Source organism: Roseobacter sp. TSBP12 (assembly GCF_009129705.1).
GTDB lineage: Bacteria > Pseudomonadota > Alphaproteobacteria > Rhodobacterales > Rhodobacteraceae > Celeribacter > Celeribacter baekdonensis_A.
This window is the reverse complement of record NZ_PYIB01000062.1, coordinates 154,205-176,819: the sequence shown is the minus strand read 5'-3', so window position 1 is coordinate 176,819 and position 22,615 is coordinate 154,205. Positions and strand designations below refer to the sequence as shown.

Genomic DNA, 22,615 nt, shown 5'->3' with positions numbered 1-22,615 from the left:
AGCTCAGTTGGTTTGAAGTCCATCCGGCTGACCAACGACGACAAATGTCAGCGTTTCAGGATCATAAATCCGTTTGATCACCTGGTTGATTTGATCAAGCGTGACCGCATTCACCAAATCATTGCGCGTGGCAATATAGTCCTTGGACAGCCCATCCATTTGCATGCCGACAAGAATGCGCGCAATCGGGCCATTGCCATCAAACCGCAGTGCGTAGGCGCCGGTCAGATAGGTTTTAGCTATGTCGAGCTCTTCCTCAGTGATGCCATCGGCGGCGATTTTGGCCCATTCCTGTTTGACCACATCCACCGCCTCGGAGACCGAACCATTGCCCGATGAAAACTGCCCCATGATCAGCTCGGAATGGTCAAAAGCGACAAGATAAGCCCCAATCCCATAGGTCAGCCCGCGCTTTTCACGCACCTCACGCATCAGCCGGGAATCCGCCCCGCCACCCAGGATCTCATTGGCGATATAGGCCGGGATGAAATCGGGATCATCGCGCCGAATGCCCTTTTGACCAAAAATCACAACGGATTGCGGTGTTTCAAACGGCACAACCGTGATGCCACCCGCCAGAGCAGGGTCAACGCGGTTCGGCAACTTTGGCCCAGTGGCGGGAAGATCGCCAAGCAGATCATCCAAAAGTGTGGACAGTTCCTGAGCCGAAATATCCCCCACCGCTCCAACATAAATCCGATCGCGGGTCATCACACGGGACTTTGCAGCAAACATATCGTCGCGGGTCAGACCTGCGACGCTGTCAAATGTGCCATTGTCGTCGCTGCCATAGGGGTGGTCGCCAAAACCCATCGCATTGAACGCCTTAGAGGCCATGTCGCCGGGATCGGTTTCAGCATTTCGCAAGATCGACATCACCTGCCCGCGCACCCGATCCACTGCATCTTGGTCAAAGCGCGGCTCCATCAGGGCCTGACGCAAAAGCTGCATCGCTTCATCGCGGTTCTCCGTCAGAAATCGGGCGGAAATGGTAACCGAATCGCTATAAGCGCCGAAATCAAAACTCGCGGCCAAGGCGTCGCGGGCTTTGGCAAAGCCCTGTGCATCCATGTCACCCGCACCCTCTTCCAAGGTCGCCATCATCAAATTGACCTCCCCGCGTTTGCCGGGACGATCCAAGACCGTGCCGCCGCGAAAGCTGATTTCAAGGGCTGTGAAGGGGATCGAGTGTTCCTCGACCAACCAGGCATTGATCCCGCCCGGCGTGGTGATGTCCTGGACCTCAACGGCGGCTTGCACGGGGAGTGCGAACCAAACCAGCGCCATCAGCGCGACTGTGAAACGTTTCATCCGTCTGCCCCTTGTTGTGTCTCGGGTTGTTGCTCCGGCATCAACCATCCCGTCACCGCATGACGGCGGTCAAACACCTCTGCGGCGGCCGCCATCACATCTTCCGGCGTCACCGCCTGAAGACTATCCGGCCAGGCCTCAATGTCCTCAATCGACAGGCCAATCGCCAGTTCTTCGCCATATTGACGCGCGAGCCCTTCGATGTTGTCTTCGGCATAAATACGTCCGGCGCGCAGTTGGGTTTTGAGCCGCGCCAATTCGTCCAGATCAATCCCCTCTGCCATGAATTTGGCAACGGCAGCGTCCAGCGCCTCCTCGCCTTCTTGCAGGGAGACCCCCGGCTTTGGCACCATCACCAGACTGAAAGTACCCTTATCAATGGAAGAGCCATCATAGTAAGCGCCCGCATAAATCGCCTTGGGATTTTCAAACGTGAGCGTGCGCGCCAGAAAGGAGGTCGTCGAATTGCCTCCCAAAAGCTCCGCCAGAATGCTCAGGGCGGCGGCTGTTTTTTGATCGCCGGGATCGCGTTCCGGGGCCAGATAGGTCCGCGCCACAGAGGGCTGGGCCACGCGCGCGTCCGACATCGTCAAACGTCGTTCGGCCAATTGCGGCGGCTCAGAGGGGCGCACACGCGGACCTAAATTTGGCGTTGGCTCAATCGGGCCGTAATAGGTTTTGGCCAGCTCATAAACCGCATCGGGATCGACATCCCCGGCCACAACCAAGATCGCATTATTGGGGGCATAATAACGATGATAAAAGGCGAAGGCGTCCTCACGATTGAGCTGTTCCATCTCATGCCGCCAACCGATCACCGGGACGCCATAAGGATGGTTCATATATTGCGCGGCACGGGTTTGTTCGCGAAACAGGGCACCGGGGTCATTGTCCGTGCGCTGGTTGCGCTCTTCCAAAACCACCTGACGTTCGGTCGCGACATCCTCTTCGGTCATTTGAAGATGACGCATCCGGTCCGCTTCCATCTCCATCATCAGGCCCAGCCGATCCGCGGCAATGCGTTGATAATAGGCGGTGTAATCCCATGAGGTGAAGGCATTGTCCGATCCGCCATTGCGCGTCACTGTCTCGGACAACTCGCCTGCGGCCATTTTATCAGTGCCTTTGAACATCAAATGCTCAAGAAAATGCGCGATGCCGCTTTTGCCCATGGGTTCATCGGCGGCTCCCACTTTGTACCACACAGTGTGGGCCACAACGGGGGCGCGGTGATCTTCGAGCACCACAACCTGCATACCGTTGTCGAGCGTATATGTGCTGACATCTGCCGCAAAAACGGGGGTAGAAAACGCAATCAAGGCTGCGATCAGGCCATGTTTCATCCGGTCACCTTCTTTGTCGGGTCCATTCGCGGACGACAGGCCCATAGTTGCGCGCAAAGCGCGTGAAGGGCAAGGTGGGGTGACGGGGATTTGATCAATCGGGAGGCGGGTTTAAAGCGTCACGCCTTTCATCTGAGATAGGGGAAAGGCGTGACGCTGCCAGACATATCAATGGAGTGGACGTTCCGCCGTAAACCCGTGATTCAGGTTTATGGCGGAACGCTTTAATCCTGTGGCGCGGAGGGCACCACAATGCCCAAAGCACGCAAGCGTTCCCATTCGGCGACAGCATCCAGAGCAAGACCGCGGTAGGCCCGTTCATAGGATTTGCCACCAAGTCCAAGGAAGCCAGAGCGGGCTTTACTGCGGCGGGCGTCCGATGTCGCCAAGTCCGTGCGAATCAAAGGGTCCACGCCGTAGCGAGAGGCGTAGCTGACGATGCCGCCATCAATCCCGGTTGCGGGCGGCACACGCCCCCCAAGCGCCAAAATCGCATCCGCTTTCGGCGTCGCATCCGTCAGATTGGTCCCTCCCGGCGTTGGCACGGGCAGAGAGGAAAAACTTGCGGGCTGCTGAAGCGTTTTGTTCGGAACGAGGCCAAACTCATCCGGTCCGGTTTTGACCGCATTCGGGGTCAATGCGCGGCTCTGACCACAGGCCACGAGCGCCGTCAAAGCCAAGAGGCACATGCCCGAGCGAACCGATTTTGAAACCATAAGACTTTCCTCCGCACCATCGCGTCAGAGCTATGTTTAGACCATGGCGCGGCCAAGGTCACGCGCGGTTTTTACGCTCGCCAGTGAAAAGGATGAGACCAAAGGCGCCGGCAAAAATGGCAATATCGGCGACATTGAACGCATAGGGGTTTCTGAAACCACAGCAAGAGGTGTTGAGGAAATCCGCCACAGCGCCATAAAGGATGCGATCCAAGGCATTGCCCAACGCACCACCGATCAAAAGACCGGCGCTGATTTGACCAAGTCGCGTGAAGTTTTCGCGTTTGACCCAGCTCAGAACCCAAGCCGAAATCACCACAGCCAAAATCACCCACCCCCAGCGCAAAAGCGCGCCATGTTCCGCGAATAGACCGAAATTCGCCCCGCGATTCCATGCCATCCGAAACACCAGATAGGGGGGGAAGACTTCGATCTCCCCCACCGATCTGAGGTTGAGTGCATGGACCACAACCCATTTGCTGAGCTGGTCGATCACAAAGGTGATCAGCGCTGCATAAGTTGTGAGCCGCATTCTGTGCCCTCAGTGACGGAAGTGACGCATGCCGGTAAAGACCATGGCAAGCCCGGCCTCGTTTGCGGCATCAATCACGTCGTTGTCGCGCATCGAGCCACCCGGTTGGATGACGCAGGTCGCGCCCGCGGCCGCCGCTTCCAACAACCCGTCAGGAAGGGGAAGAACGCATCAGACGCCACAGCGGAGCCAATGGTCAACGGCTGCGGCAGGCCCATGGCCTCGGCCATACGTTCGGCCTTTTTCGCCGCGATCAATGCGGAGTCGAGACGCGACATTTGCCCCGCACCAACGCCCACGGTGGCTTGGTTTTTGACGTAAACGATGGCGTTGGATTTGACGTGTTTGGCCACTTTCCACGCGAACAACAAGTCTTTCATCTGCTCGGGTGTCGGCGCTTTCTCGGTGACGACTTTCAAATCATCCATGCCGACAAAACCCGCATCCTTGTCTTGAAACAGGTAGCCGCCCGCGACCTGACGAATGGTGTTGAGCTTGGCCAACACCTGCGGCAGGCCCTCAGTGGTCAACAGGCGCAGGTTCTTTTTCGCGGCAAAAATCGCTTTCGCCTCATCTGACGCGCCGGGGGCAATCACCACCTCGGTGAAAATCTCGGTGATGGCTTTGGCAGTTTCTGCGTCCAAAGCTTGGTTCAGCGCAACAATGCCGCCGAACGCCGAGGTCCGGTCACAATCGAATGCGTTTTGATAGGCTTCCAAAAGCGTCGCGCCCTTGGCCACGCCGCATGGGTTGGCGTGTTTGATCACCGCCACAGCGGGGCTTTCCGCCGGGTCGAATTCGGCCACCAATTCAAACGCCGCATCGGTGTCGTTGATGTTGTTGTAGGACAATTCTTTGCCCTGATGCTGAGTGAACGTCGCCACACCGGGACGGTCCGAGCCATCGGTGTAAAACGCCGCAGATTGGTGCGGGTTTTCACCATAGCGTAGGGTCTGTTTGATCTGACCAGCCACCACGCGGCGGCGCGGCGCGGTCTCGCCAATCGCATCCGCCATCCAATTGGACACTGCGGCGTCATAAGCACCGGTGCGGGCATAGGCGATTTGCGCCAGCTTTTGACGGAACGCATAGGTGGTCTGACCGTCATTTGCCTCAAGCTCGGCAATCAGCGCATCGTAATCTTCGACATCCACCACAGTAGCGACAAACCCGTGGTTCTTGGCCGAGGCACGGATCATCGCGGGCCCGCCAATGTCGATGTTCTCGATCATCTCATCATAGTCGGCACCCCGCGCCAAAGCGGCCTCAAACGGGTAGAGGTTCACCACCAAAAGGTCGATACCGCCAATCCCGTGCTCGTCCATCGCTTTGACATGTTCGGCATTGTCACGCAGCGCCAAAAGACCGCCATGCACTTTCGGGTGCAGCGTTTTGACCCGACCGTCCATCATTTCCGGGAACCCCGTCACCTCAGAGACGTCTTTCACCTCCAAACCCGCATCGCGCAGCGTTTTGGCGGAGCCGCCCGTGGACAAAAGCTCGACACCCTTTCCGGCCAAGGCGCGGCCCAGCTCGATAAGGCCGGTTTTGTCAGAAACGGAAAGAAGTGCGCGACGCACAGGGTAAAGGTCGGTCATGTGGCAGTCCCCAAGGTAGCTCGAATGCAGGTCAGATCAGATCGCTGATCAACTCAAAGTCTCGTCGTCCATCTCAAGATCGCGGAGCGTCGTGGGCGTTTCCTGCGCTTTCGCGAGAGTCCAACGGACGCGCGTCGCATAATCCATTGCAGTCGCAGATAGAACCACTTGTTTCGCCGCACGCGGCTTTAATCGCGTTTTTTCGAGATAAACTGACCGCTCTAGGCTTAATTTCGCCCGTCCATCGTGGCGAAACACCCAAACCTCGCCGGATTTGAGCGCCATCGACACCGCCGCGCCCCCCATATCCAGTTCCGCATCCACGTCGGGATGGAGATGAAACCGGACCTGAAATGGGATGCCCTGAAGCTTCAACCGGTCCATCATCCGGTCAAATTGCGCCTCATCGGCGGCGGTGATCGTGGCCAAGGTGTCTTCGCCCGCAATCCCGCGGCCATCGCGCGACAATTCGATCTGACGCACATGGGTCAAGCCATGGGTGCGCATATAGCCATTGTGTCCGGCGACGAACCCGCCGCCATCCTCCGAGACCCGGCGTTCAAGGCGCACATCGGTCGGCACATCGACCAGATATTCGCGCAAATGCCCGCCGATGATCTTTTTCGGACCAAGCCTCGACGAGGAAAACCCCTCGATGCCAAGCGTCGAATGCGACGGCGTCGCCCGCCCGGCGCGCCGCCATTCCGGGCCAAAACTTGCCCCTGCCCCGCAATTGACAATCAACGGACGCCGCCCAGATGTCAGCTCAAAAGCAAGGGTCGAGGCATGGGCATTGAACGAGCTTTCAAGCGCCGGAGGCGGGGCCACATCGACGATGATCGACGTGCGTCCCGCCGAGAGCCTGAGATAGCCCATATGCAGCTCTTCGCCCGGCGCGACCTTGTTGCCCGACGAGGCCAAAGCGTGGTCCAACCGGCCCTCAGTGCCACGTCCCCCGCCATGAAACCGCGCCAAGCCGCCATCGGAATGGCGCAACGCACGCAGGGTCGGGGCAATGCGGTCTATCGCGGCCAAATGCGCCTCTTCGGCGATTTTCCCGGCCTCGGACAAAGCGCTCGCGGCCCAGGTCAAAAGTGTGAACACCTCCAACAACTCTTCGGGGTTGCGGGTCGGCAGACCGCCTTCTGCATCAATCTGAGTCTCGCATTCATGCGCCAGCGCAGTGACGGCGGGGGACACATGTTCCTCCATGCCCTCAAGCGACAACCCGGCGTAAATCAACCCGGTCAACGCCTCAAACCGTGGCAGGCCCGGACTGGCCGTTTGCCAACGGCGTGACAGAAAAATCGTTTGTTGGGCAAGGGTTTGATAAAAGGCATTGGAGACCTCCGCCTCCCGACCCGACAGAAAAAACAGCGCGTGATTGATCCAACGGATCAGGCGACGCCCGGTCAGATCCGGCGTCCATCCCGGCCCCGATCCGCGCGCATAGCGGTCCATCCAGACCTCGATCCAGTCCTGAACCCGTGTGCGCGCATTGATGTCGCCAACGGCAGCCAGATCATCCATCCAGGCAAAGCCATGCAACTCTTCGACAAAGGCGGAACTCGGCGCGTCCAAATCCCAAATCGACGTGTTCGGCGCCTCAATCAAAAACCCTGAAAACAGAAAATTTCCGGCGATGAGTTGCCGTCCCCGCGCAAAAGAGCCGATGGATTTGGGTTCAGGCTGTGAAACAAATCCGGTCGCGGGCTTTGAACGCGCGGCACGCCACGCATGAAACTGATTCATGCGGCGAACGGTCTTTGCGCGCCAATCCTCGCTGTCTGACATTCGGGCCTGCCTCACCCTGTTTTCGGGCCATTTTCGTTTAGCTACAAAGATAGCGGGCGGGGGCCGGGATGTCATTGGGAAATGGCTGCGATTTTAGCCCCGGCGCAGAACCGTGATAAAGAATCCGTCCAATCCGCCAAAATCCGCCCAATAGTCAGGCCGTGTTCGTAGCCCTTCGTCACCGATCCAGTCGGGATCAACGCCCTCGATCTTGAGCGCATCAAGATCAACAACCAAATCAGGGTGGCGCAACTTGGCATCGCGCACCTGTTCTTCGCCCTCATCAATGAGCAAGCTACAGGTGCAATAAATCAGCCGTCCACCGGGTTTGAGTAGGCCCAAAGCCCGGTCAATCAGATGCTCTTGCAACTCGAACAGGCCGGGAAAATCGGAGCCATCCTTGACCTGCGGCAGGTCCGGGTGACGCCGGATGGTGCCCGTCGCCGTACAGGGCGCGTCGAGCAGGATCGCATCGAACGGCCCACCCTCATATTCAAGTGCATCACTGACGACGATCTCGGCACTCAAGCCACAGCGCGTCAGGTTTTCTTGCACGCGCTTCATCCGGGATTCGGAAATATCGAGCGCCGTCACAATGGCCCCAGCCGCAGAAAGCTGCATGGTTTTGCCGCCCGGTGCGGCACACATATCCAACACACGCTCACCTGAGCGCGGCGCGAGGATGCGCGCAGGCAAAGCGGCGGCGGCGTCTTGCACCCACCATGCGCCTTCGGCGAATCCCTCAAGTTTGGTGACCTGAACCGACGGATCAAGTCGCAGAGAGCCCGTGGGGAGCACCGTGCCGCCCAGCGTCTTGGCCCATCCGGCCATGTCGCCCTTTATGCTCAAATCCAGCGGCGCACCCTTCGCGTGGGCCGCCTCCATCAGAGCCACAGTCTCTTTGCCGAAATCCGCGATCAACGGTTTGCGCAGCCATTTCGGCATCATCGGTGCGGGCAGCACGTCCCATTTGTCTTTGCTGGCGTCGATTTTGCGCAAAACCGCGTTGACCAAGCCTTTGAAATGGCTGGCCTTGGCGCGTTCTTGCATCAAAGCGACATAGGCATTTACAACCCCATGCGCCGCCTCCCCCACGGCACAGATTTCATACACCCCAAGGCGCAGCGCATTCATCACATGCGGCGCGGGGCGTTTGGTCAAATGCGGGCCAAGCATCCGATCACAACGGTCCATCACCCGCAAACATTCGCTCACCAATCGCTGCGCGCGGGCCCGGTCTTCGGGCGTCAAATCTTTGGTGCGCAGCAACAGCACTTCGGACAAAAGCCGCTTTTCCACCAAAATGGCGTCAAGCAGCGCCAGAGCGGCACGCCGGGCTTCAAGCCCCGCAACTGCGGATGGGGTGTTGGTTGATCTTGTTTTCATGGCATTGGCGAGTATATCAGAAGGGCAAGCCGGACAAGGATTTCTCGATGAGCGACGATACACAAAAGCCCGCCCTAGATACAAAGACGGATTTGCCCGCCGCCGCTCAGCGCGCTTTGGCCGAAGCCGAAGAGCGTCGCAAAGCCCGCGAAGCGGCGTTGGCACAGATGCCAATTGAGTTGGGCGGTCGTGAGGGCCCAGAACCCGTGCGCTATGGCGATTGGGAAAAAAAGGGCCTCGCGATTGACTTTTGATCCTCAGCGCTAAAAGAAAACCCGCAGAAATCTGCGGGCTTTCTTTTGAGTATTGAGATCACGGTAAAGACGGGATCAAAGCCCAAGCACGTCGAGCATATCATATTCGCCGGGCTTTTGCCCCTGTCCCCAAATCGCGGCCTTCAGCGCGCCTTTGGCAAAAAGCGACCGATCAGACGCCACATGGCGCAGGATGATCCGCTCCCCCTCGCCCGCGAACATCACGTCATGTTCGCCAATAATGTCGCCGCCACGGATGGCCGAAAACCCAATATCCCCACGTTTGCGCGCGCCCGTAATGCCGTCCCGTCCAGACTCGCGCACATCGTTCAACGACACCCCACGCCCTTCGGCGGCGGCCTCGCCCAGCATCAAAGCCGTGCCAGATGGTGCATCGACTTTTTTGTTGTGATGGGCCTCGATGATTTCGATGTCGTAATCGGCATCCAAGGCGGCAGAGACCATTTTTGTTAGCTTGGTCAAAAGGTTCACCCCAAGCGACATATTGCCCGCCCGAATGATCGTGGCGTGATGCGCCGCAAGCGACAGTTTATTCAAGTCATCCTCACTCAGCCCTGTGGTCCCGATCACAAGCACGCACCGCGCCTGCGCCGCAAGGGCTGCGAATTCCACCGTGGCGGCGGGGGCGGTGAAATCAATCACCGCTTGCGCCTGAGAAAACGCCTCCAACGCATCATCGGTGACCGTCACGCCCAGCGCCGTGCCCCCCATGGCCTCGCCGACATCGCGGCCAACCCAATCATGCCCCGTGCGCTCAATCGCGCCCGCGAGTTTACATTTATCAGAGGCCACAATGGTCTTGATCAACATCTGGCCCATACGGCCGGATGCGCCGGTGATCACGATACCGGGGAGGGTGCCGGGGATGTCACTCATGTCTTTGGTCTCCTGACGAATGTGTTGGCGTGGTTTAGCGTGCGGCGAAGAGTTTGGCAAAGCCCGCTTGCATGAAAGGTCAATCGGGATTATCTCGCGGCCATGGCAAAACGTTCTCATTCCGGCGGACCCAGCGGTTCGCATCGTACCCTGCGCATTGGCGAGGCCATTCGGCGTCGTCTCTCTGAAATGCTTGCGCGCGGTGAAATTCACGATCCAGATCTCACCATGATGTCGATCACGGTGGGCGAGGTGCGTGTGGGATCGGACCTTCGGGTCGCAACCGCCTATATCCTGCCACTGGGTGGCAAAGATGCCGACGCCGCCCTTGAGGCCTTGCGCCGCAACAAAGGCGAAATTCGCCATCAGGTCGGCAAGGCTTTGGGCATCAAACACACGCCCGAAATGCGCTTTGCCTTGGACGATACGTTTGACCGGATGGACGAGACCCGCCGGATTTTTTCCGACGAACGGGTTCAGCGCGACATTCAAAAAGGCGACACGCCCGATGACACCCCTGATGGGGATGAAGAAGAGTAATGGCGCGTCGTAAAAAGGGCCGCGAGGTTCACGGCTGGTTGGTCGTGGACAAACCTGCTGGCATCACCTCGACCTCGGTTGTCAACAAAGTGCGCTGGGCGTTGAACGCGCAAAAGGCCGGACACGCCGGCACGCTTGATCCAGAGGCAACCGGTGTTTTAGCCGTGGCCCTAGGCGAGGCGACAAAAACCGTGCCTTACATCACGGATGCATTGAAATCATACCGTTTTTCCGTGCGTTTGGGCCAATCGACCAACACCGATGACGCCGAAGGCGAGGTGCTGTCTGAAAGCGACAGCCGCCCAACAGACGCAGAAATCGAAGCCGCTTTGCCGCAGTTTGTCGGCGACATCATGCAGGTGCCGCCAAAGTTTTCGGCGGTGAAAATTGACGGAGAGCGCGCCTATAAACTGGCCCGCGCCGACGAAGCGTTCGAGATCGCCTCCCGACCTCTATTTGTCGATGAACTGACCCTGATCGAGCGTGTGGACGCAGATCATGTGATCCTTGAAATGGTCTGCGGCAAGGGCGGCTATGTCCGCGCGATTGCCCGCGATTTGGGTGAGGTTTTGGGCTGTTTCGGTCATGTGCAATGGCTGCGCCGAAACTGGTCCGGGCCATGGGACGCCGAAGACGGCATCACCGTGGACACCATTGATAAATTGGCCAAGACCGAAGCGCTCGACGCCTACATCCGGCCCGTCGAAGAGGGGCTGTCTGATCTCGAAGAGGTGCGCTGCACCCCCGAAGGCGCGGTGCGGCTTAAGAACGGCAATCCCGGCATGGTCTATCCCGCAGATGGGGTGGAATATGGCGACGAGGTTTGGGCGTCATTTGAAGGCAAACCCTTGGCCGTTGGCCGCTATATGGGCGGTGAATTGCACCCCTCGCGGGTTTTCAACCTCTGAAGGCTTGATCTGATCCGCAGAACACGCCATTCAACGCCGATGATCACCCGCACCCATATCAAAGGCGATGCGCCCTCGACCGCCGTCTATTCCGATTGCGAACGCTATCGTTACTCGTTGGTCCGCACATGGGAACCAGAGGGGCGCAAGGCGCTTTTTGTCATGCTGAACCCATCGACTGCCACAGAAGTTCAGAACGATCCGACTGTGGAACGCTGTGAACGGCGGGCGCGGACTTTGGGGTTTGGATCGTTTTGCGTCACCAATATTTTCGCGTGGCGCGACACAGATCCGAAAAAGATGCGGCAGGCGGCGGATCCTGTTGGCCCGGAAAATGACGCGACGATTGCGGAATTTGCGCTTTGGGCCGATCAGATTGTCTGTGCCTGGGGCACCCATGGCGCGCATTTGAATCGCGGTGCCGATATGGAGCGGCTTTTGCGAAACACGGGGCGGGATTTGTTTCATCTTGGCCTGTCCAAGGCCGGGCATCCCAAACACCCGCTCTATATTGCCTACACCCAAAAGCCGGAGCTTTGGCCGCAGACATAAGGCAAGGCGCGTTTAGGACAGGGCCGAGGGGCTGAGTTCGACCACGACATCAGCCGCCGTGACATTGGGGGAGCCGTACAGCACCGCGACCACATCGCCATTCACAATCACTTGGCTCGACAGGCCGTCTTCGGTCTGACTGACCTCGACATCGAGCGTGCCGGAATAGGTGTCATCGGGATTGAGGGTCACGCGCAGCATGTCCTCGCCCTGATCAAAATCGGTAATTTCGGCATGGCCGACCCCGGCGCTGGCGTCATAGTAGAGCCAGAAACTATCGCCCCCCGCGCCACCGGCGGCCACGTCATTGGCATCCATCAGGATCGTATCATCGCCGTCGCCGCCATATAGATGGTCCGCACCGTCATCCCCGGACAGCACATAGGCGGAGCCCGTGTCATTGCCGGCATAGATGGTATCATCACCCGCGCCACCCGACAGGATGGCCGTGCCATCCCCGCCATAGATCGTGTCATTGCCCGCGCCGCCATCAATAATGGCCGCATCATCGCCCGCCGCGATCGTGTCATCCCCCGCGCCCCCCGTGACGATATTGAGCGTTCCCTCGGCGTCGATGGTGGGCATGTTGTTATCATCGAGCGCAAGCATCGCATCAGTGCCACCCTGCATCGCATCATCAGCCAGAATGAAGGTTTCGCCATCATCGCCCAAGGTATACTCGACCGTCTCGCCAGTCAGTGAGCCCGTTGGCGCACCACCGCTGGGGGTATCATCCACGTTCGGGCTGAGCACGTCATCATCGGCGGTTCCCACAGGCCCTGCGACATCTGGAGCATCGGGATCATTGGGTGTCAGCACATCGTCCTCGGCGCTCCCCGACGGGCCAGCCACATCAGGGGCATCGGGATCATTTGGATCAATCGCCCCAAAGTCACCCAGCTCGCTGAGCGAAAAAAGGGTTGTTTCCAATGTGTCCGGGTCAGTGATCAGCACGGAAATATCATCGACCGGCAGCTCCTTGAGACCGAGGAAGGACAAAGTGGTTTCGCCTTGGCCCTCAAGATAGGACAGGCTTGTGCCTATTTCTGCACCGTTGTCATCGAGCATTGGCTCAATGACAAATTCACCCGTTCCGCCATCGCTGAGATCAAGGGTCACCTGGTCTTCGCCGCTGATAAAATTTTCAAATTGGGTTTCGCCGGAACCGAGAGACACGATGTAATCTTCGCCGGGGTCATCGGCGGTGGTGCCCACGGATGCTGGATCAACCCCTTCCGAAAGATCGGCCTCATCCACGGGATCGACAAGATCAACCGTGTCCGTGGTGGACTCTGTACTATCCGCGACAGTCTCGTCAGTGGCATCGTCTGATGGATCAGCCTCATCAGACGCCATCGCCATGTCGCTGACCGCGAATGCCGCAGGAAGCAGCCCTAACAACGCCAATGCCCAAAGCATCCACCCATTCCTCACACATATTCACCCTGTTCCAACTTACGCCATTCGCCTAAAAATGAAAGGGAGAAACTCCGAACAAGTTAATCTAAATATCTGTTAATGCAGGTTAATTTTCATTTTGCAAAAAAGGCGCTAATAAGGGCGTGCGAGTATACCCTAAGTGAGGCGGAGAGCATGACGGACGACACCGAAACCTTATCGAGCAATATCAAGGGGCTGCGCGAAGAGGTGGCGCGTTTTAACCGGCATAAATTTGTGCGTATTCATGATTCTTATTGGAAATTGATGTGGTTTCAGTTTCTGCGCGGCTTGGCCTTTGGCTTTGGCTCTGTGGCAGGGGCCACCATTCTTGTGTCGATTGTGGGATATGTTCTCAATCAAATGGAAGTCGTGCCGATTGTCGGCGAATGGGCCAAGCAAATGGCAACAGAGATCATGAACGAAACAGCAAAGGCGGGTGCAGGCCAATAATAGAACTGACTCACAAACCCCTTTCCTTTTTGACAGAATCCGACTAAGTGCGCCTATTCTCAGTTGATCGGATTGAGAACACCCTCCAAGGGCCTTGCTGGACGACATCCCGGCCTGTGCCATAACCCTTTGATCTTAAAGGAGACCCCGATGTCGATTACTGCTGAAGAAAAAGCACGGCTGATGAAAGAATTCGCAACCAAAGAGGGCGACACCGGTTCGCCTGAAGTTCAGGTTGCCATTCTGTCCTCGCGCATTGCCACGCTCACCGAGCACTTCAAAATCCACAAAAAAGACAACCACGGCCGTCGTGGTCTTTTGATGATGGTCGCACAGCGCCGCAAGCTGCTCGACTACGTCAAAGGCAAAGACGAGTCCCGTTACCAGTCCCTCATCGAACGTCTGGGCCTGCGTCGCTAAGCCAAAAGCAGATCGCCCCCGCGCCTTACGCCTCCCTATGGGATATCGTTCAGGCGTTGTGTGGGCGGTTTCGCTTTGCATTTTACAAATCCTCCGGGAAACCGGGGGATTTTTTATGGGGTTCAGCGGCCTCTAGCGACTTTCATCGACCTGTCGAATGAGATCGGCCACCATACGCCCGATGGCTTTTGACCCTTTCTTCGATGGGTGGATCATGTCTGCCCCGTGAAAGGAGCGGTCCCCATCAGGCACGAGATCGGCGATGGAGAGAAAATAGACCCCGTCCATCTGCTCTGCCATCTGTACCAGGCGCGCCTCAAGCGCGTCACCCGACGGGCGACACGCGTCGATGATGGAATCGACGCCAGGACTGCGCAGATAGCCGACAAAGACCACGCGCGCGCCGGTTTTACGGATTCGTGTAATCAACTGCGGAATGTCGCCACTGGTGCCGCTTTTCGCCACCATACGGTTGATCTTGCGCTCACATTTGCCACAGCCACAGCCCAGCCAAAGATCATTGCCTCCGCCATTGACCACCACCCAATCCCACGGCTTGCCATGGTATTGTTTGGCGATTTTAAGCCCAAGCGCACCAGTGATCGGCAGGCCATAAATGATCCGCGCCCCCGCAACAGAGCGGTTGACCACGGGCTCACCCAACGCGTCAGACAGAGCATCCGCGATCGAATTGCCGGAAATCATATGCCACGCCATCATGGAGTCGCCTATGGCGAGAATGCGCGCGGCCTCATCCTCTGCCGCGGTCTCTTGCGTGGATTGGGCCCATGCATCGCGAGGCGCGCCGACTAGAGATAGCGCACACAAAAGGGCGGCCAGCAGGCCATAAAAACCGGATTTCAATTGCACTTAAAACCTCGTGGGGGATTCTAACTATGTTTTGCACGCGTTTATGTCAATTTTGGGATGCGTCAGCCAGAACGAAGTCTTTTACAAAACCAAGGAATTGCTGTATGGGCGGATTCATCTGAGACGTGACGCAATGACCCCGGCGTTGTGAGATTAGGATAGAGGGGTCGGCGGCAATGGGGCCGCCAATCAATCGGGAGACCCGCAGGGGCGGGAGAGCTCCCAAGTAGGATACACTTGATGTTCAACGAAGTGAAAAAATCGATCCAGTGGGGCGAAGAGACGCTGACACTGGAAACGGGCAAGATTGCCCGTCAGGCCGATGGCACCGTGATCGCCACCCTTGGCGAAACCTCGGTCATGGCCAACGTGACCTTTGCAAAGGCACAAAAACCGGGGCAGGATTTCTTTCCGCTGACGGTTCACTACCAAGAGAAATACTATGCCGCCGGTAAAGTTCCGGGTGGCTTTTTCAAACGCGAAGCACGTCCGACGGAAAAAGAGACGCTGACGGCGCGTCTGATCGACCGTCCGATCCGCCCGCTGTTTGTGCCAGGCTTCAAAAACGAAGTCCTCGTGATGTGTACGGTTCTGTCGCACGATCTGGTCAATGACCCGGACGTCGTTGCAATGATCGCCGCCTCCGCCGCTCTGACCATTTCCGGCGCGCCGTTCCGTGGCCCGATTGCCGGGTGTCGCGTTGGTTTTGTGGATGGCGAATACATCCTCAACCCCGAAGTCGACGACATGCAGAACCTGCGCTCGAACCCTGAGCAGCGTTTGGACCTTGTTGTTGCGGGCACCAAAGACGCCGTGATGATGGTGGAATCGGAAGCCTATGAGCTGTCCGAGGATGAAATGCTCGGCGCTGTGACCTTTGCCCATGAGCAAATCCAGCCGGTCATCGACCTGATCATTGATCTGGCCGAAGATTGCGCGAAAGAGCCGTTTGAATTCGCTGTGCCGAATTATGCCGAGCTGTTCGCCGCCGTGAAAGCGGCAGGCGAAGACAAAATGCGCGCCGCTTATGCGATCACCGACAAGCAAGAACGCGTTGCTGCGGTGTCTGCCGCCAAGGACGACATCAAAGCCACCCTCACTGAGGACCAGCTGGCCGATGAAAACCTCGGCTCTGCATTGAAAAAGCTCGAATCCTCCGTGCTTCGCGGCACTGTGGTGAAAGAGGGCAAGCGCATCGACGGTCGTGCATTGGATCAGGTCCGCCCGATCGTTTGCGAAACCGGTCTTTTGCCGCGCACCCACGGCTCTGCCTTGTTCACCCGTGGTGAAACGCAGGGCTTGGTTGTGACCACGCTGGGCACCGGCGATGACGAACAGTTCATCGACGCGCTGCATGGCAACTTCAAATCCAACTTCCTGCTGCACTACAACTTCCCTCCGTACTCTGTGGGCGAAGTGGGTCGTGTTGGCTCTCCGGGTCGTCGCGAAATCGGCCACGGCAAACTCGCATGGCGCGCCCTTCAGGCCGTTCTGCCCGCTGCCACCGATTTCCCCTACACGATCCGCATCGTGTCTGAGATCACCGAATCCAACGGCTCGTCCTCCATGGCGTCTGTGTGCGGTGGCTCCTTGTCGATGATGGACGCTGGTGTGCCGCTCAAAGCCGCTGTGGCTGGTGTGGCCATGGGTCTGGTGTTGGAAGACGATGGCGAATTCGCCATCCTGACCGACATCTTGGGTGACGAAGATCACTTGGGTGACATGGACTTTAAAGTCGCTGGCACCGAAGCCGGCATCACCTCCTTGCAAATGGACATCAAGGTCGCGGGCATCACGCCTGAGATCATGAAACAAGCGCTCGCTCAGGCGAAAGCAGGTCGTTTGCACATCCTCGGCGAGATGAACAAATCGCTGTCCGGCGCTGGCGCATTCTCCGCCCACGCTCCGCGCATCGAAACCATGCAGATCCCGGTTGATAAAATCCGCGAAGTGATCGGCTCCGGCGGTAAAGTGATCCGCGAAATCGTTGAAATGTCCGGCGCAAAAGTCGACATCAACGACGACGGCATCATCAAAATCGCCTCCGCCAACGGTGAAGCCATCCAGAAAGCCTACGACATGATCTATTCGATCGTCGCAGAGCCGGAAGAAGGCAAGGTCTACAAAGGCAAGGTTGTGAAACTCGTCGATTTCGGCGCGTTCGTGAACTTCTTTGGCAAGCGTGACGGCCTTGTGCACGTCTCCCAGATCGAAAACCGCCGCCTGAATCACCCGTCCGACGTTCTCAAAGAAGGTCAGGACGTTTACGTGAAACTTCTGGGCTTTGATGACCGCGGCAAAGTGCGCCTCGGCATGAAAATGGTCGATCAAACGACTGGCGAAGAAGGCGTGACCGAGGAAGTCGCTGAGTAATCAGCTCTTTGGTTAGACATAAGAGAAGCCCCGCTTTTGGCGGGGCTTTTTGTTTGAGTATTTACGCTGCAATAAAGCTAGGGGCGCGCGCCAAACCACCGCTTCGCCGCCAGATCCTCGACACTCTCCGCCTCGATCTGATCGACCTTGCGCATGACGCGGCGTTTATGGTCGGCCTCGTCTTGGGTCATGTTGGAGCCGCGATTGATTTTGGCGTGAAGTTCGGCATTGGAGCGGGTGTAATAGTGGTTCAGTTGGATGTGATCGGCGGAATAGAAACTCGGTTTTTTACGATCCCCGGCGGCGGCGCGTGTGCCTGTGTCGTTGACGCTTGCGGTTGATCCGTCCGTCTCGACCGAATGCACCTTGATCGCGGTGACATGGCAAGGGTCGACGATCATTTTGAAATTGCACATGCCTTTCAACGGGCTCATCGGGTCCGGGTGACGGCGGGTGTAATTGGCGATTATCCCGCCCTCAGGCGCGGCCTCAAAGCCGTTGCGACCGAACATATGCCATGGCAGCGAGATGTTGGTTTCTCCCTCCAGATGCGCAAGGCAATCGGGCAAAGTATCGGCGGATTTTGGAACGAGGAATTCATCCACGTCGATGAAGGACATCCACCGATAGGCCGCACCAAAATTGCGCACCGCATGGGCGTAGGCCAGCACTTGGTTGTGGATTTCCGCACCTGTGACGCCATCACGCAGCTTTTGATCCCACGGAACCACCGTCATGTGTTGCACCCCGATGGCAGCGACCATTTCGACCAATGTCGTGTCCGTCGAGCCATTGTCATAGACATAGACATGCGACACCCCGGCGCGCAGGTGAAACCGCGCCCATTCGCCGATATGGGCCGCTTCGTTTTTGACGATCACGACAAGGGCGAGACCTGAGCGATCCGGCAAAGGCACCGGCGGATCAAGCGCGATGCGGGAGATGGATTTGGTCCGGCGCAGAAATGACAGCATAAAAAACCCCTATTCGCGAGCACCATAAGAAAGAATGGCACAGGCGAACAGGGGCGAATTTAAGCTGTGTTAGACCCTTACTTTGGGTCTTTGGCAAACCGCAAGTAGGGCAGTTTTTTGTCCAGCGTGCCGTATTTTTCGGTCGCAGCCGCGTCATCCAAAGAGGTCGCGACAATCACGTCTTGGCCGATGGTCCAGTTCGCAGGGGTCGCCAAAGGCACGCCAAACGTCTTTTGAAGACCGTCCAAAGCGCGCAGGATTTCGGCAAAGTTCCGGCCCACGGACATCGGATAGGTCATCATCAACTGAACTTTCTTATCCGGCGAAATGATAAAGACGGAACGCACAGTGGCGGTGTCTGCGGGGGTACGGCCATCCGGAAGATAGGCCTCAGCCGGGAGCATGTCGAAGGCTTTGGACAGGGCCAGATCGGTGTCCGCCACAATCGGGAAGCCCGCTTTGGCGCTCGCAAAGGATTCGATGTCGGCTTTCCAGCCCTTGTGCTCTTCAACGCCATCCACAGACACGCCAAGCACCTTGGTGTTGCGCGCCGCCCATTCGTCGGCAAGCTGTGCCACAGCGCCAAATTCGGTGGTGCAGACGGGTGTAAAATCTTTCGGGTGGGAGAAAATCACCGCCCAGCTGTCGCCGATCCAGTCGTGCAAAGTGATCTCACCTTGGTCGGTGGTCACGGTCAGATTGGGAACAATGTCATTGATGCGAAGGCCCATGGTTTTCTCCTTTGAGTAAATGCGTGGTTCGTAAGTTTAGATAGGTTCTAAAAATGGGTTTTACACCCTTCTGATCCGCCCCGCGACAAAATTACTCGGGCTTTGTCAAAACGGGCATTTAGCGGTAAAGGACAGCCCCGCCCCGCCGTCAGGGTGACGCAAGCGTAATTGCTCGGCATGCAGCATCAAACGCGGAGCCACGCGTGCGACTCCGGTGGCGTAAAACGGATCACCCATGATTGGGTGCCCCAACGCCAACATATGCACACGCAACTGATGCGAACGTCCGGTTTTGGGCATAAGGCGAACGCGTGTTTGATCTTCAGTATAGCGGACCACACGCCAATCGGTGATGGCCTGCTTACCGTTTTCATGATCCACCATCTGACGCGGACGATTGGGCCAATCGACGATCAGCGGCAGATCAACCGTGCCGGTTTTCTCCGCAATATGGCCCTGAACCCAGGCGACATAGGTCTTTTTGGTCTGACGTTTCTCAAATTGCAAACCAATGTGACGTTGCGCATGAGGCGTGAGCGCAAAGATCATCACGCCAGAGGTGTCGCGGTCCAAACGATGGATCAGCAAAACCTCCGGAAACACCGCCTTGATCCGCGCGATCAGGCAATCGGCAAGGTGTTCTCCCTTGCCTGGCACCGACAAGAGCCCCGCAGGCTTATCGACCACAAGGATTTCATGATCCATGTGGATGATTTTAAGCGGATCTTGCGGCGGGGCGTAGATGGTATCCATGGCGCGGCGATAGCATGGCTATGCGCAAGAGGCAAAGGTGTCGTCGAGGATTTCGCTCAGTGCCATCACATCCTCTTGCGTGAACGCGGCAGGCAGATTGCTGTCGATATCAAAGACGCCAAGAAGCGTGCCTTTTGCATTTCGCACAGGCAGGACAATTTCAGAACGCGTTGTGGACGAACAGGCGATATGGCCCTCAAAGGCCTCGACGTCTTCAACCAACTGGGCCTCGCCAGTGCGCGTACAGGCGCCACAGACGCCTCGAGAAAACGGAATCACAAGACATCCATGTCCGCCTTGATAAGGCCCGATCTTTAAAAGGTCTTTGGAAACAACGCGGTAAAATCCAGTCCAATCGAATCGATCATCTGATAGGTGCACTTCGCACGCAAACGTTGCCATCAAAGCGACCATATCCTCTTCGCCTTCGCAGAGACTTTTGATCCGATCCGACAAAGCGGCATAATCCATGTGATTTTCTCCATTTTTCGCGTCTGTGCAAACTCATTGGTAATATTTGGATCGTAGTTTCATCTCATCGGAAGAGCAAAGGTATCGCAGATGAAACTGAACCATCAGGATTTTGAGGATGTGCGTGTCGTATGCGTTGATGAAAACCGGATTGATGCCGCCTGCGCGATCCAGTTTAAGGATGAGATGCGTGGATTGAGTGAGGCTGGTCCCTCTCGCATCATTTTGGACCTCGGCAATGTTGAATTCCTCGACAGTTCCGGTCTTGGTGCTGTGGTTGCTGCATTGAAAGCCGTGCGCCACGGGCAACGTCTGGAACTCGCGGCTCTTCATCCAACCGTGCAACGGGTATTCCACCTGACTCGCATGGACACCGTATTCACCATTCACGACAGCGTCTCCACGGCGGTGGAGGGCGTCGCGAATGCGTCCTGAGGGCAATCTACAAAGCAAAGTGGTCCGGCGTGTCGCCCCGCAATCGAAAGAAAATGAGTTGAGGATCATTCTTCCCGCACGAGAAAACGCCGTTCGGCGCGGATTGAAAAGCATCAAAAATGGCCTTGGACCGATCGGATTTTCCTCCGACGAACTTGCCAGTCTTGAACTCGTTTTGGCAGAAATCCTCAATAATATCGTCGAACATGCCTATCGTGGGAATGAGGCGGGCATCATTGAAATTCAACTGTCGCAAACCACAGCCGGGCTATGGTGTACCGTCATCGACACCGGGGCAATGATGCCAAATGGCGAACCGCCACTGGGGATGCAATGCGACCTCAATTGCGACGTTGCCGATCTTCCTGAGGGTGGGTTTGGTTGGTTTCTGATCCGGGAATTGGCGCATGATTTGGAGTACACACATGAAGAAGGCCAAAATCGCCTCTCTTTTCGCATGTCCATCGGTCGCCTCAACTAAGCCTTGTCACCTGACCCACATGCTTCAGTTAAGCTGAAAATGCAGCGGGTAGGACCCGTCCTCAAACGGACCGAACAGATCTGACAGATCGGGATGCTCAACCGGAACACCGGAATAATCTGCAACAAGATTCTGCTCAGACACATAGGCTACATAATAGCTTTGGTCATTTTCAGCGAGCAGATGATAAAAGGGTTGGTCTTTATGGGGCCTGCTGTCTTCGGGAATGGCATCATACCATTCTTGGGTGTTCGAGAACATCGCATCCACGTCAAAGATCACGCCCCGAAAGCGATGTTGCTTGTGGCAGACAACTTGCCCAAGATGATATTTGGCACGTGATGTCATCATGACGTTGCAACCCCCATAAACGGTTAGTAGACCGTAAAAATGGCGACTGTCCACGGGGGACGGGCAAAGAAATGGGAAACAGTCTGTGAACCTCGTTCTAACAGTGCTTGAAATCGTGTCGCCGGTTTTCCTTTTGGCACTGGTCGGGTTCACCTGGGTGAAGACCGGTCATGAATACCGTTTGGAATTCGTGACCAAGCTGACAATGACACTCTCGGTCCCGGCACTGATCTTTACCGCTTTGGTCAAAGCCGATATTGAACCCGCCGCTTTGACCGCTCTGTCTTTCGCTGCGGTCGCCGCTTATGCGGGGGTGACGTTGGCCGCCTATCTGGCGGTAAAACTGTTCAAACTCGACAGTCGTACATTCTTGGCCCCGCTGATTTTCGGCAACACCGGCAACCTTGGCCTGCCGCTTGCCCTCTTCGCCTTTGGTGAAACGGGGTTGAGTTATGCTGTGGTGGTGTTCGCTGTGATGGCGTTGTGGTCCTTTACCTTTGGCGTCTATGTGACGGCGGGTGGCGGCTCTCCTGCGAAAGCGTTCAAGGAACCTTTGGTCTGGGCCACCGCCCTTGGCGCGCTGTTTTTGTGGCAAGGCTGGACCCTGCCCAAATTCGCGATGAACACACTCGAACTCTTGGGCCAAGTCGCCATTCCGATCATGTTGATCACGCTTGGGGTTGCCGTGGCGCGGTTGCACCCACACGGGCTTGGTCGAGCGGGCATCATCGCCGTGGCCAAGGTCATCCTCTGCGCCGGAATCGCGGCGCTGGCGGGTCGCTATTTCCACCTCGACCCCATTGCATTTGCCGTGCTCGTGGTCCAAATCGCCACGCCCGTCGCTGTGACCTCCTATATGTTGGCGGAAAAATACGGTGCCGATTCTGACGCGGTGGCCGCGCTTGTTGTCGCCTCAACGCTTCTCTCGGTCCTGTATTTGCCAATCCTGTTGGCCATCGTCATTTAACTCGCGACTCCATGCCCGCCTTTCGTCGCAAACATCACGGGAAAGACATTTCACACCGCGCCCAAATC

The 22,615-nt window shown here is 57.1% G+C and carries 24 protein-coding genes and 1 pseudogene; 10 read left to right on the top strand and 15 right to left on the bottom strand.

The genetic code is table 11. From position 1 onward, the window contains the following. Positions 1 to 3 precede the first annotated feature (3 nt). From C8029_RS19295 to C8029_RS19265, 7 genes and pseudogenes are all read right to left on the bottom strand, one after another. On the bottom strand, positions 4 to 1,311 hold the full coding sequence (locus C8029_RS19295) for a M16 family metallopeptidase (protein ID WP_152003531.1): 1,308 nt from the start codon (positions 1,309 to 1,311) through the stop codon (positions 4 to 6). Beyond that, complete coding sequence (locus C8029_RS19290) at positions 1,308 to 2,654, bottom strand: M16 family metallopeptidase (protein WP_152003530.1); 1,347 nt, start codon at positions 2,652 to 2,654, stop codon at positions 1,308 to 1,310. The genes C8029_RS19295 and C8029_RS19290 overlap by 4 nt, the downstream gene beginning before the upstream one ends. A gap of 224 nt (positions 2,655 to 2,878) precedes the next feature. Continuing rightward, a complete protein-coding gene (locus C8029_RS19285) occupies positions 2,879 to 3,370 on the bottom strand; it encodes a DUF3035 domain-containing protein (protein ID WP_152003529.1) in 492 nt (163 codons plus the stop codon). Between the two features lie 58 nt (positions 3,371 to 3,428). Then, positions 3,429 to 3,902 (bottom strand): signal peptidase II, encoded by a 474-nt coding sequence (gene lspA, locus C8029_RS19280; protein WP_152003528.1) that lies wholly within the window; start codon positions 3,900 to 3,902, stop codon positions 3,429 to 3,431. 9 nt (positions 3,903 to 3,911) lie between these two features. Beyond that, positions 3,912 to 5,500, bottom strand: a pseudogene (purH, locus tag C8029_RS19275) (bifunctional phosphoribosylaminoimidazolecarboxamide formyltransferase/IMP cyclohydrolase). A 48-nt stretch (positions 5,501 to 5,548) separates the two neighbouring features. Next, positions 5,549 to 7,252 carry a heparinase II/III family protein gene (locus C8029_RS19270; protein WP_100220041.1) on the bottom strand — a complete coding sequence of 568 codons (1,704 nt, stop codon included), beginning with the start codon at positions 7,250 to 7,252 and terminating at the stop codon, positions 5,549 to 5,551. A gap of 135 nt (positions 7,253 to 7,387) precedes the next feature. Further along, a complete protein-coding gene (locus tag C8029_RS19265) occupies positions 7,388 to 8,680 on the bottom strand; it encodes an RsmB/NOP family class I SAM-dependent RNA methyltransferase (RefSeq protein WP_009570606.1) in 1,293 nt (430 codons plus the stop codon). Between the two features lie 47 nt (positions 8,681 to 8,727). Here C8029_RS19265 and C8029_RS19260 point away from each other — a divergent pair, with 47 nt between their 5' ends. Next, entirely contained in the window at positions 8,728 to 8,934 is a 207-nt protein-coding gene (locus C8029_RS19260) for a DUF1674 domain-containing protein (protein WP_009570605.1), read from the top strand. Positions 8,935 to 9,009: 75 nt separating this feature from the next. On the opposite strand, the gene dapB is transcribed toward C8029_RS19260, so the two are convergent. Then, positions 9,010 to 9,831 carry a 4-hydroxy-tetrahydrodipicolinate reductase gene (gene dapB / locus C8029_RS19255; RefSeq protein WP_009570604.1) on the bottom strand — a complete coding sequence of 274 codons (822 nt, stop codon included), beginning with the start codon at positions 9,829 to 9,831 and terminating at the stop codon, positions 9,010 to 9,012. 102 nt (positions 9,832 to 9,933) lie between these two features. Here dapB and rbfA point away from each other — a divergent pair, with 102 nt between their 5' ends. The 3 genes from rbfA to C8029_RS19240 are packed head-to-tail and all read left to right on the top strand — an operon-like array spanning position 9,934 to position 11,831. Beyond that, a complete protein-coding gene (rbfA, locus tag C8029_RS19250) occupies positions 9,934 to 10,371 on the top strand; it encodes a 30S ribosome-binding factor RbfA (protein WP_009570603.1) in 438 nt (145 codons plus the stop codon). After that, positions 10,371 to 11,279, top strand: coding sequence for a tRNA pseudouridine(55) synthase TruB (gene truB, locus C8029_RS19245; RefSeq protein ID WP_009570602.1), 909 nt, complete (start codon positions 10,371 to 10,373; stop codon positions 11,277 to 11,279). Before rbfA ends, truB begins: the two co-directional genes overlap by 1 nt. 39 nt (positions 11,280 to 11,318) lie before the next feature. After that, positions 11,319 to 11,831: a DUF1643 domain-containing protein gene (locus tag C8029_RS19240; RefSeq protein ID WP_009570601.1), complete on the top strand. Its 513-nt coding sequence runs from the start codon at positions 11,319 to 11,321 to the stop codon at positions 11,829 to 11,831. A gap of 12 nt (positions 11,832 to 11,843) precedes the next feature. On the opposite strand, the gene C8029_RS19235 is transcribed toward C8029_RS19240, so the two are convergent. Beyond that, entirely contained in the window at positions 11,844 to 13,250 is a 1,407-nt protein-coding gene (locus C8029_RS19235; RefSeq protein ID WP_152003527.1) for a calcium-binding protein, read from the bottom strand. Positions 13,251 to 13,424: 174 nt separating this feature from the next. On the opposite strand from C8029_RS19235, the gene C8029_RS19230 reads away from it, so the two are divergent. Together C8029_RS19230 and rpsO are read left to right on the top strand one after the other, a co-directional pair. Then, entirely contained in the window at positions 13,425 to 13,721 is a 297-nt protein-coding gene (locus C8029_RS19230; protein WP_009570599.1) for a DUF5665 domain-containing protein, read from the top strand. Positions 13,722 to 13,871: 150 nt separating this feature from the next. Further along, complete coding sequence (gene rpsO, locus C8029_RS19225) at positions 13,872 to 14,141, top strand: 30S ribosomal protein S15 (protein ID WP_009570598.1); 270 nt, start codon at positions 13,872 to 13,874, stop codon at positions 14,139 to 14,141. A gap of 132 nt (positions 14,142 to 14,273) precedes the next feature. Here the strand turns inward: rpsO and C8029_RS19220 are convergent, their stop codons facing one another. After that, positions 14,274 to 15,011: an SGNH/GDSL hydrolase family protein gene (locus C8029_RS19220; protein WP_152003526.1), complete on the bottom strand. Its 738-nt coding sequence runs from the start codon at positions 15,009 to 15,011 to the stop codon at positions 14,274 to 14,276. A gap of 240 nt (positions 15,012 to 15,251) precedes the next feature. On the opposite strand from C8029_RS19220, the gene pnp reads away from it, so the two are divergent. Continuing rightward, a complete protein-coding gene (gene pnp / locus C8029_RS19215; protein ID WP_009570596.1) occupies positions 15,252 to 17,384 on the top strand; it encodes a polyribonucleotide nucleotidyltransferase in 2,133 nt (710 codons plus the stop codon). 77 nt (positions 17,385 to 17,461) lie between these two features. On the opposite strand, the gene C8029_RS19210 is transcribed toward pnp, so the two are convergent. From C8029_RS19210 to msrC, 4 genes are all read right to left on the bottom strand, one after another. After that, positions 17,462 to 18,358, bottom strand: a complete 897-nt coding sequence (locus tag C8029_RS19210; RefSeq protein ID WP_152003525.1) for a glycosyltransferase family 92 protein — start codon at positions 18,356 to 18,358, stop codon at positions 17,462 to 17,464. 77 nt (positions 18,359 to 18,435) lie between these two features. After that, positions 18,436 to 19,089, bottom strand: coding sequence for a peroxiredoxin (locus C8029_RS19205; RefSeq protein ID WP_009570594.1), 654 nt, complete (start codon positions 19,087 to 19,089; stop codon positions 18,436 to 18,438). Between the two features lie 105 nt (positions 19,090 to 19,194). Continuing rightward, a complete protein-coding gene (locus tag C8029_RS19200) occupies positions 19,195 to 19,842 on the bottom strand; it encodes an RluA family pseudouridine synthase (RefSeq protein ID WP_009570593.1) in 648 nt (215 codons plus the stop codon). 18 nt (positions 19,843 to 19,860) lie between these two features. After that, positions 19,861 to 20,313 (bottom strand): free L-methionine (R)-S-oxide reductase MsrC, encoded by a 453-nt coding sequence (gene msrC / locus C8029_RS19195; RefSeq protein ID WP_152003524.1) that lies wholly within the window; start codon positions 20,311 to 20,313, stop codon positions 19,861 to 19,863. 90 nt (positions 20,314 to 20,403) lie between these two features. On the opposite strand from msrC, the gene C8029_RS19190 reads away from it, so the two are divergent. Together C8029_RS19190 and C8029_RS19185 are read left to right on the top strand one after the other, a co-directional pair. Continuing rightward, positions 20,404 to 20,748: an STAS domain-containing protein gene (locus tag C8029_RS19190; protein WP_009570591.1), complete on the top strand. Its 345-nt coding sequence runs from the start codon at positions 20,404 to 20,406 to the stop codon at positions 20,746 to 20,748. Between the two features lie 58 nt (positions 20,749 to 20,806). Beyond that, a complete protein-coding gene (locus tag C8029_RS19185; RefSeq protein ID WP_157789779.1) occupies positions 20,807 to 21,229 on the top strand; it encodes an ATP-binding protein in 423 nt (140 codons plus the stop codon). A 24-nt stretch (positions 21,230 to 21,253) separates the two neighbouring features. Here the strand turns inward: C8029_RS19185 and hspQ are convergent, their stop codons facing one another. Next, positions 21,254 to 21,580: a heat shock protein HspQ gene (gene hspQ / locus C8029_RS19180; RefSeq protein WP_009570589.1), complete on the bottom strand. Its 327-nt coding sequence runs from the start codon at positions 21,578 to 21,580 to the stop codon at positions 21,254 to 21,256. Positions 21,581 to 21,665: 85 nt separating this feature from the next. On the opposite strand from hspQ, the gene C8029_RS19175 reads away from it, so the two are divergent. Beyond that, the gene (locus tag C8029_RS19175; protein WP_009570588.1) at positions 21,666 to 22,547 is read left to right on the top strand and encodes an AEC family transporter; all 882 of its coding nucleotides are present in this window, start codon (positions 21,666 to 21,668) and stop codon (positions 22,545 to 22,547) included. Positions 22,548 to 22,615: the final 68 nt, after the last annotated feature.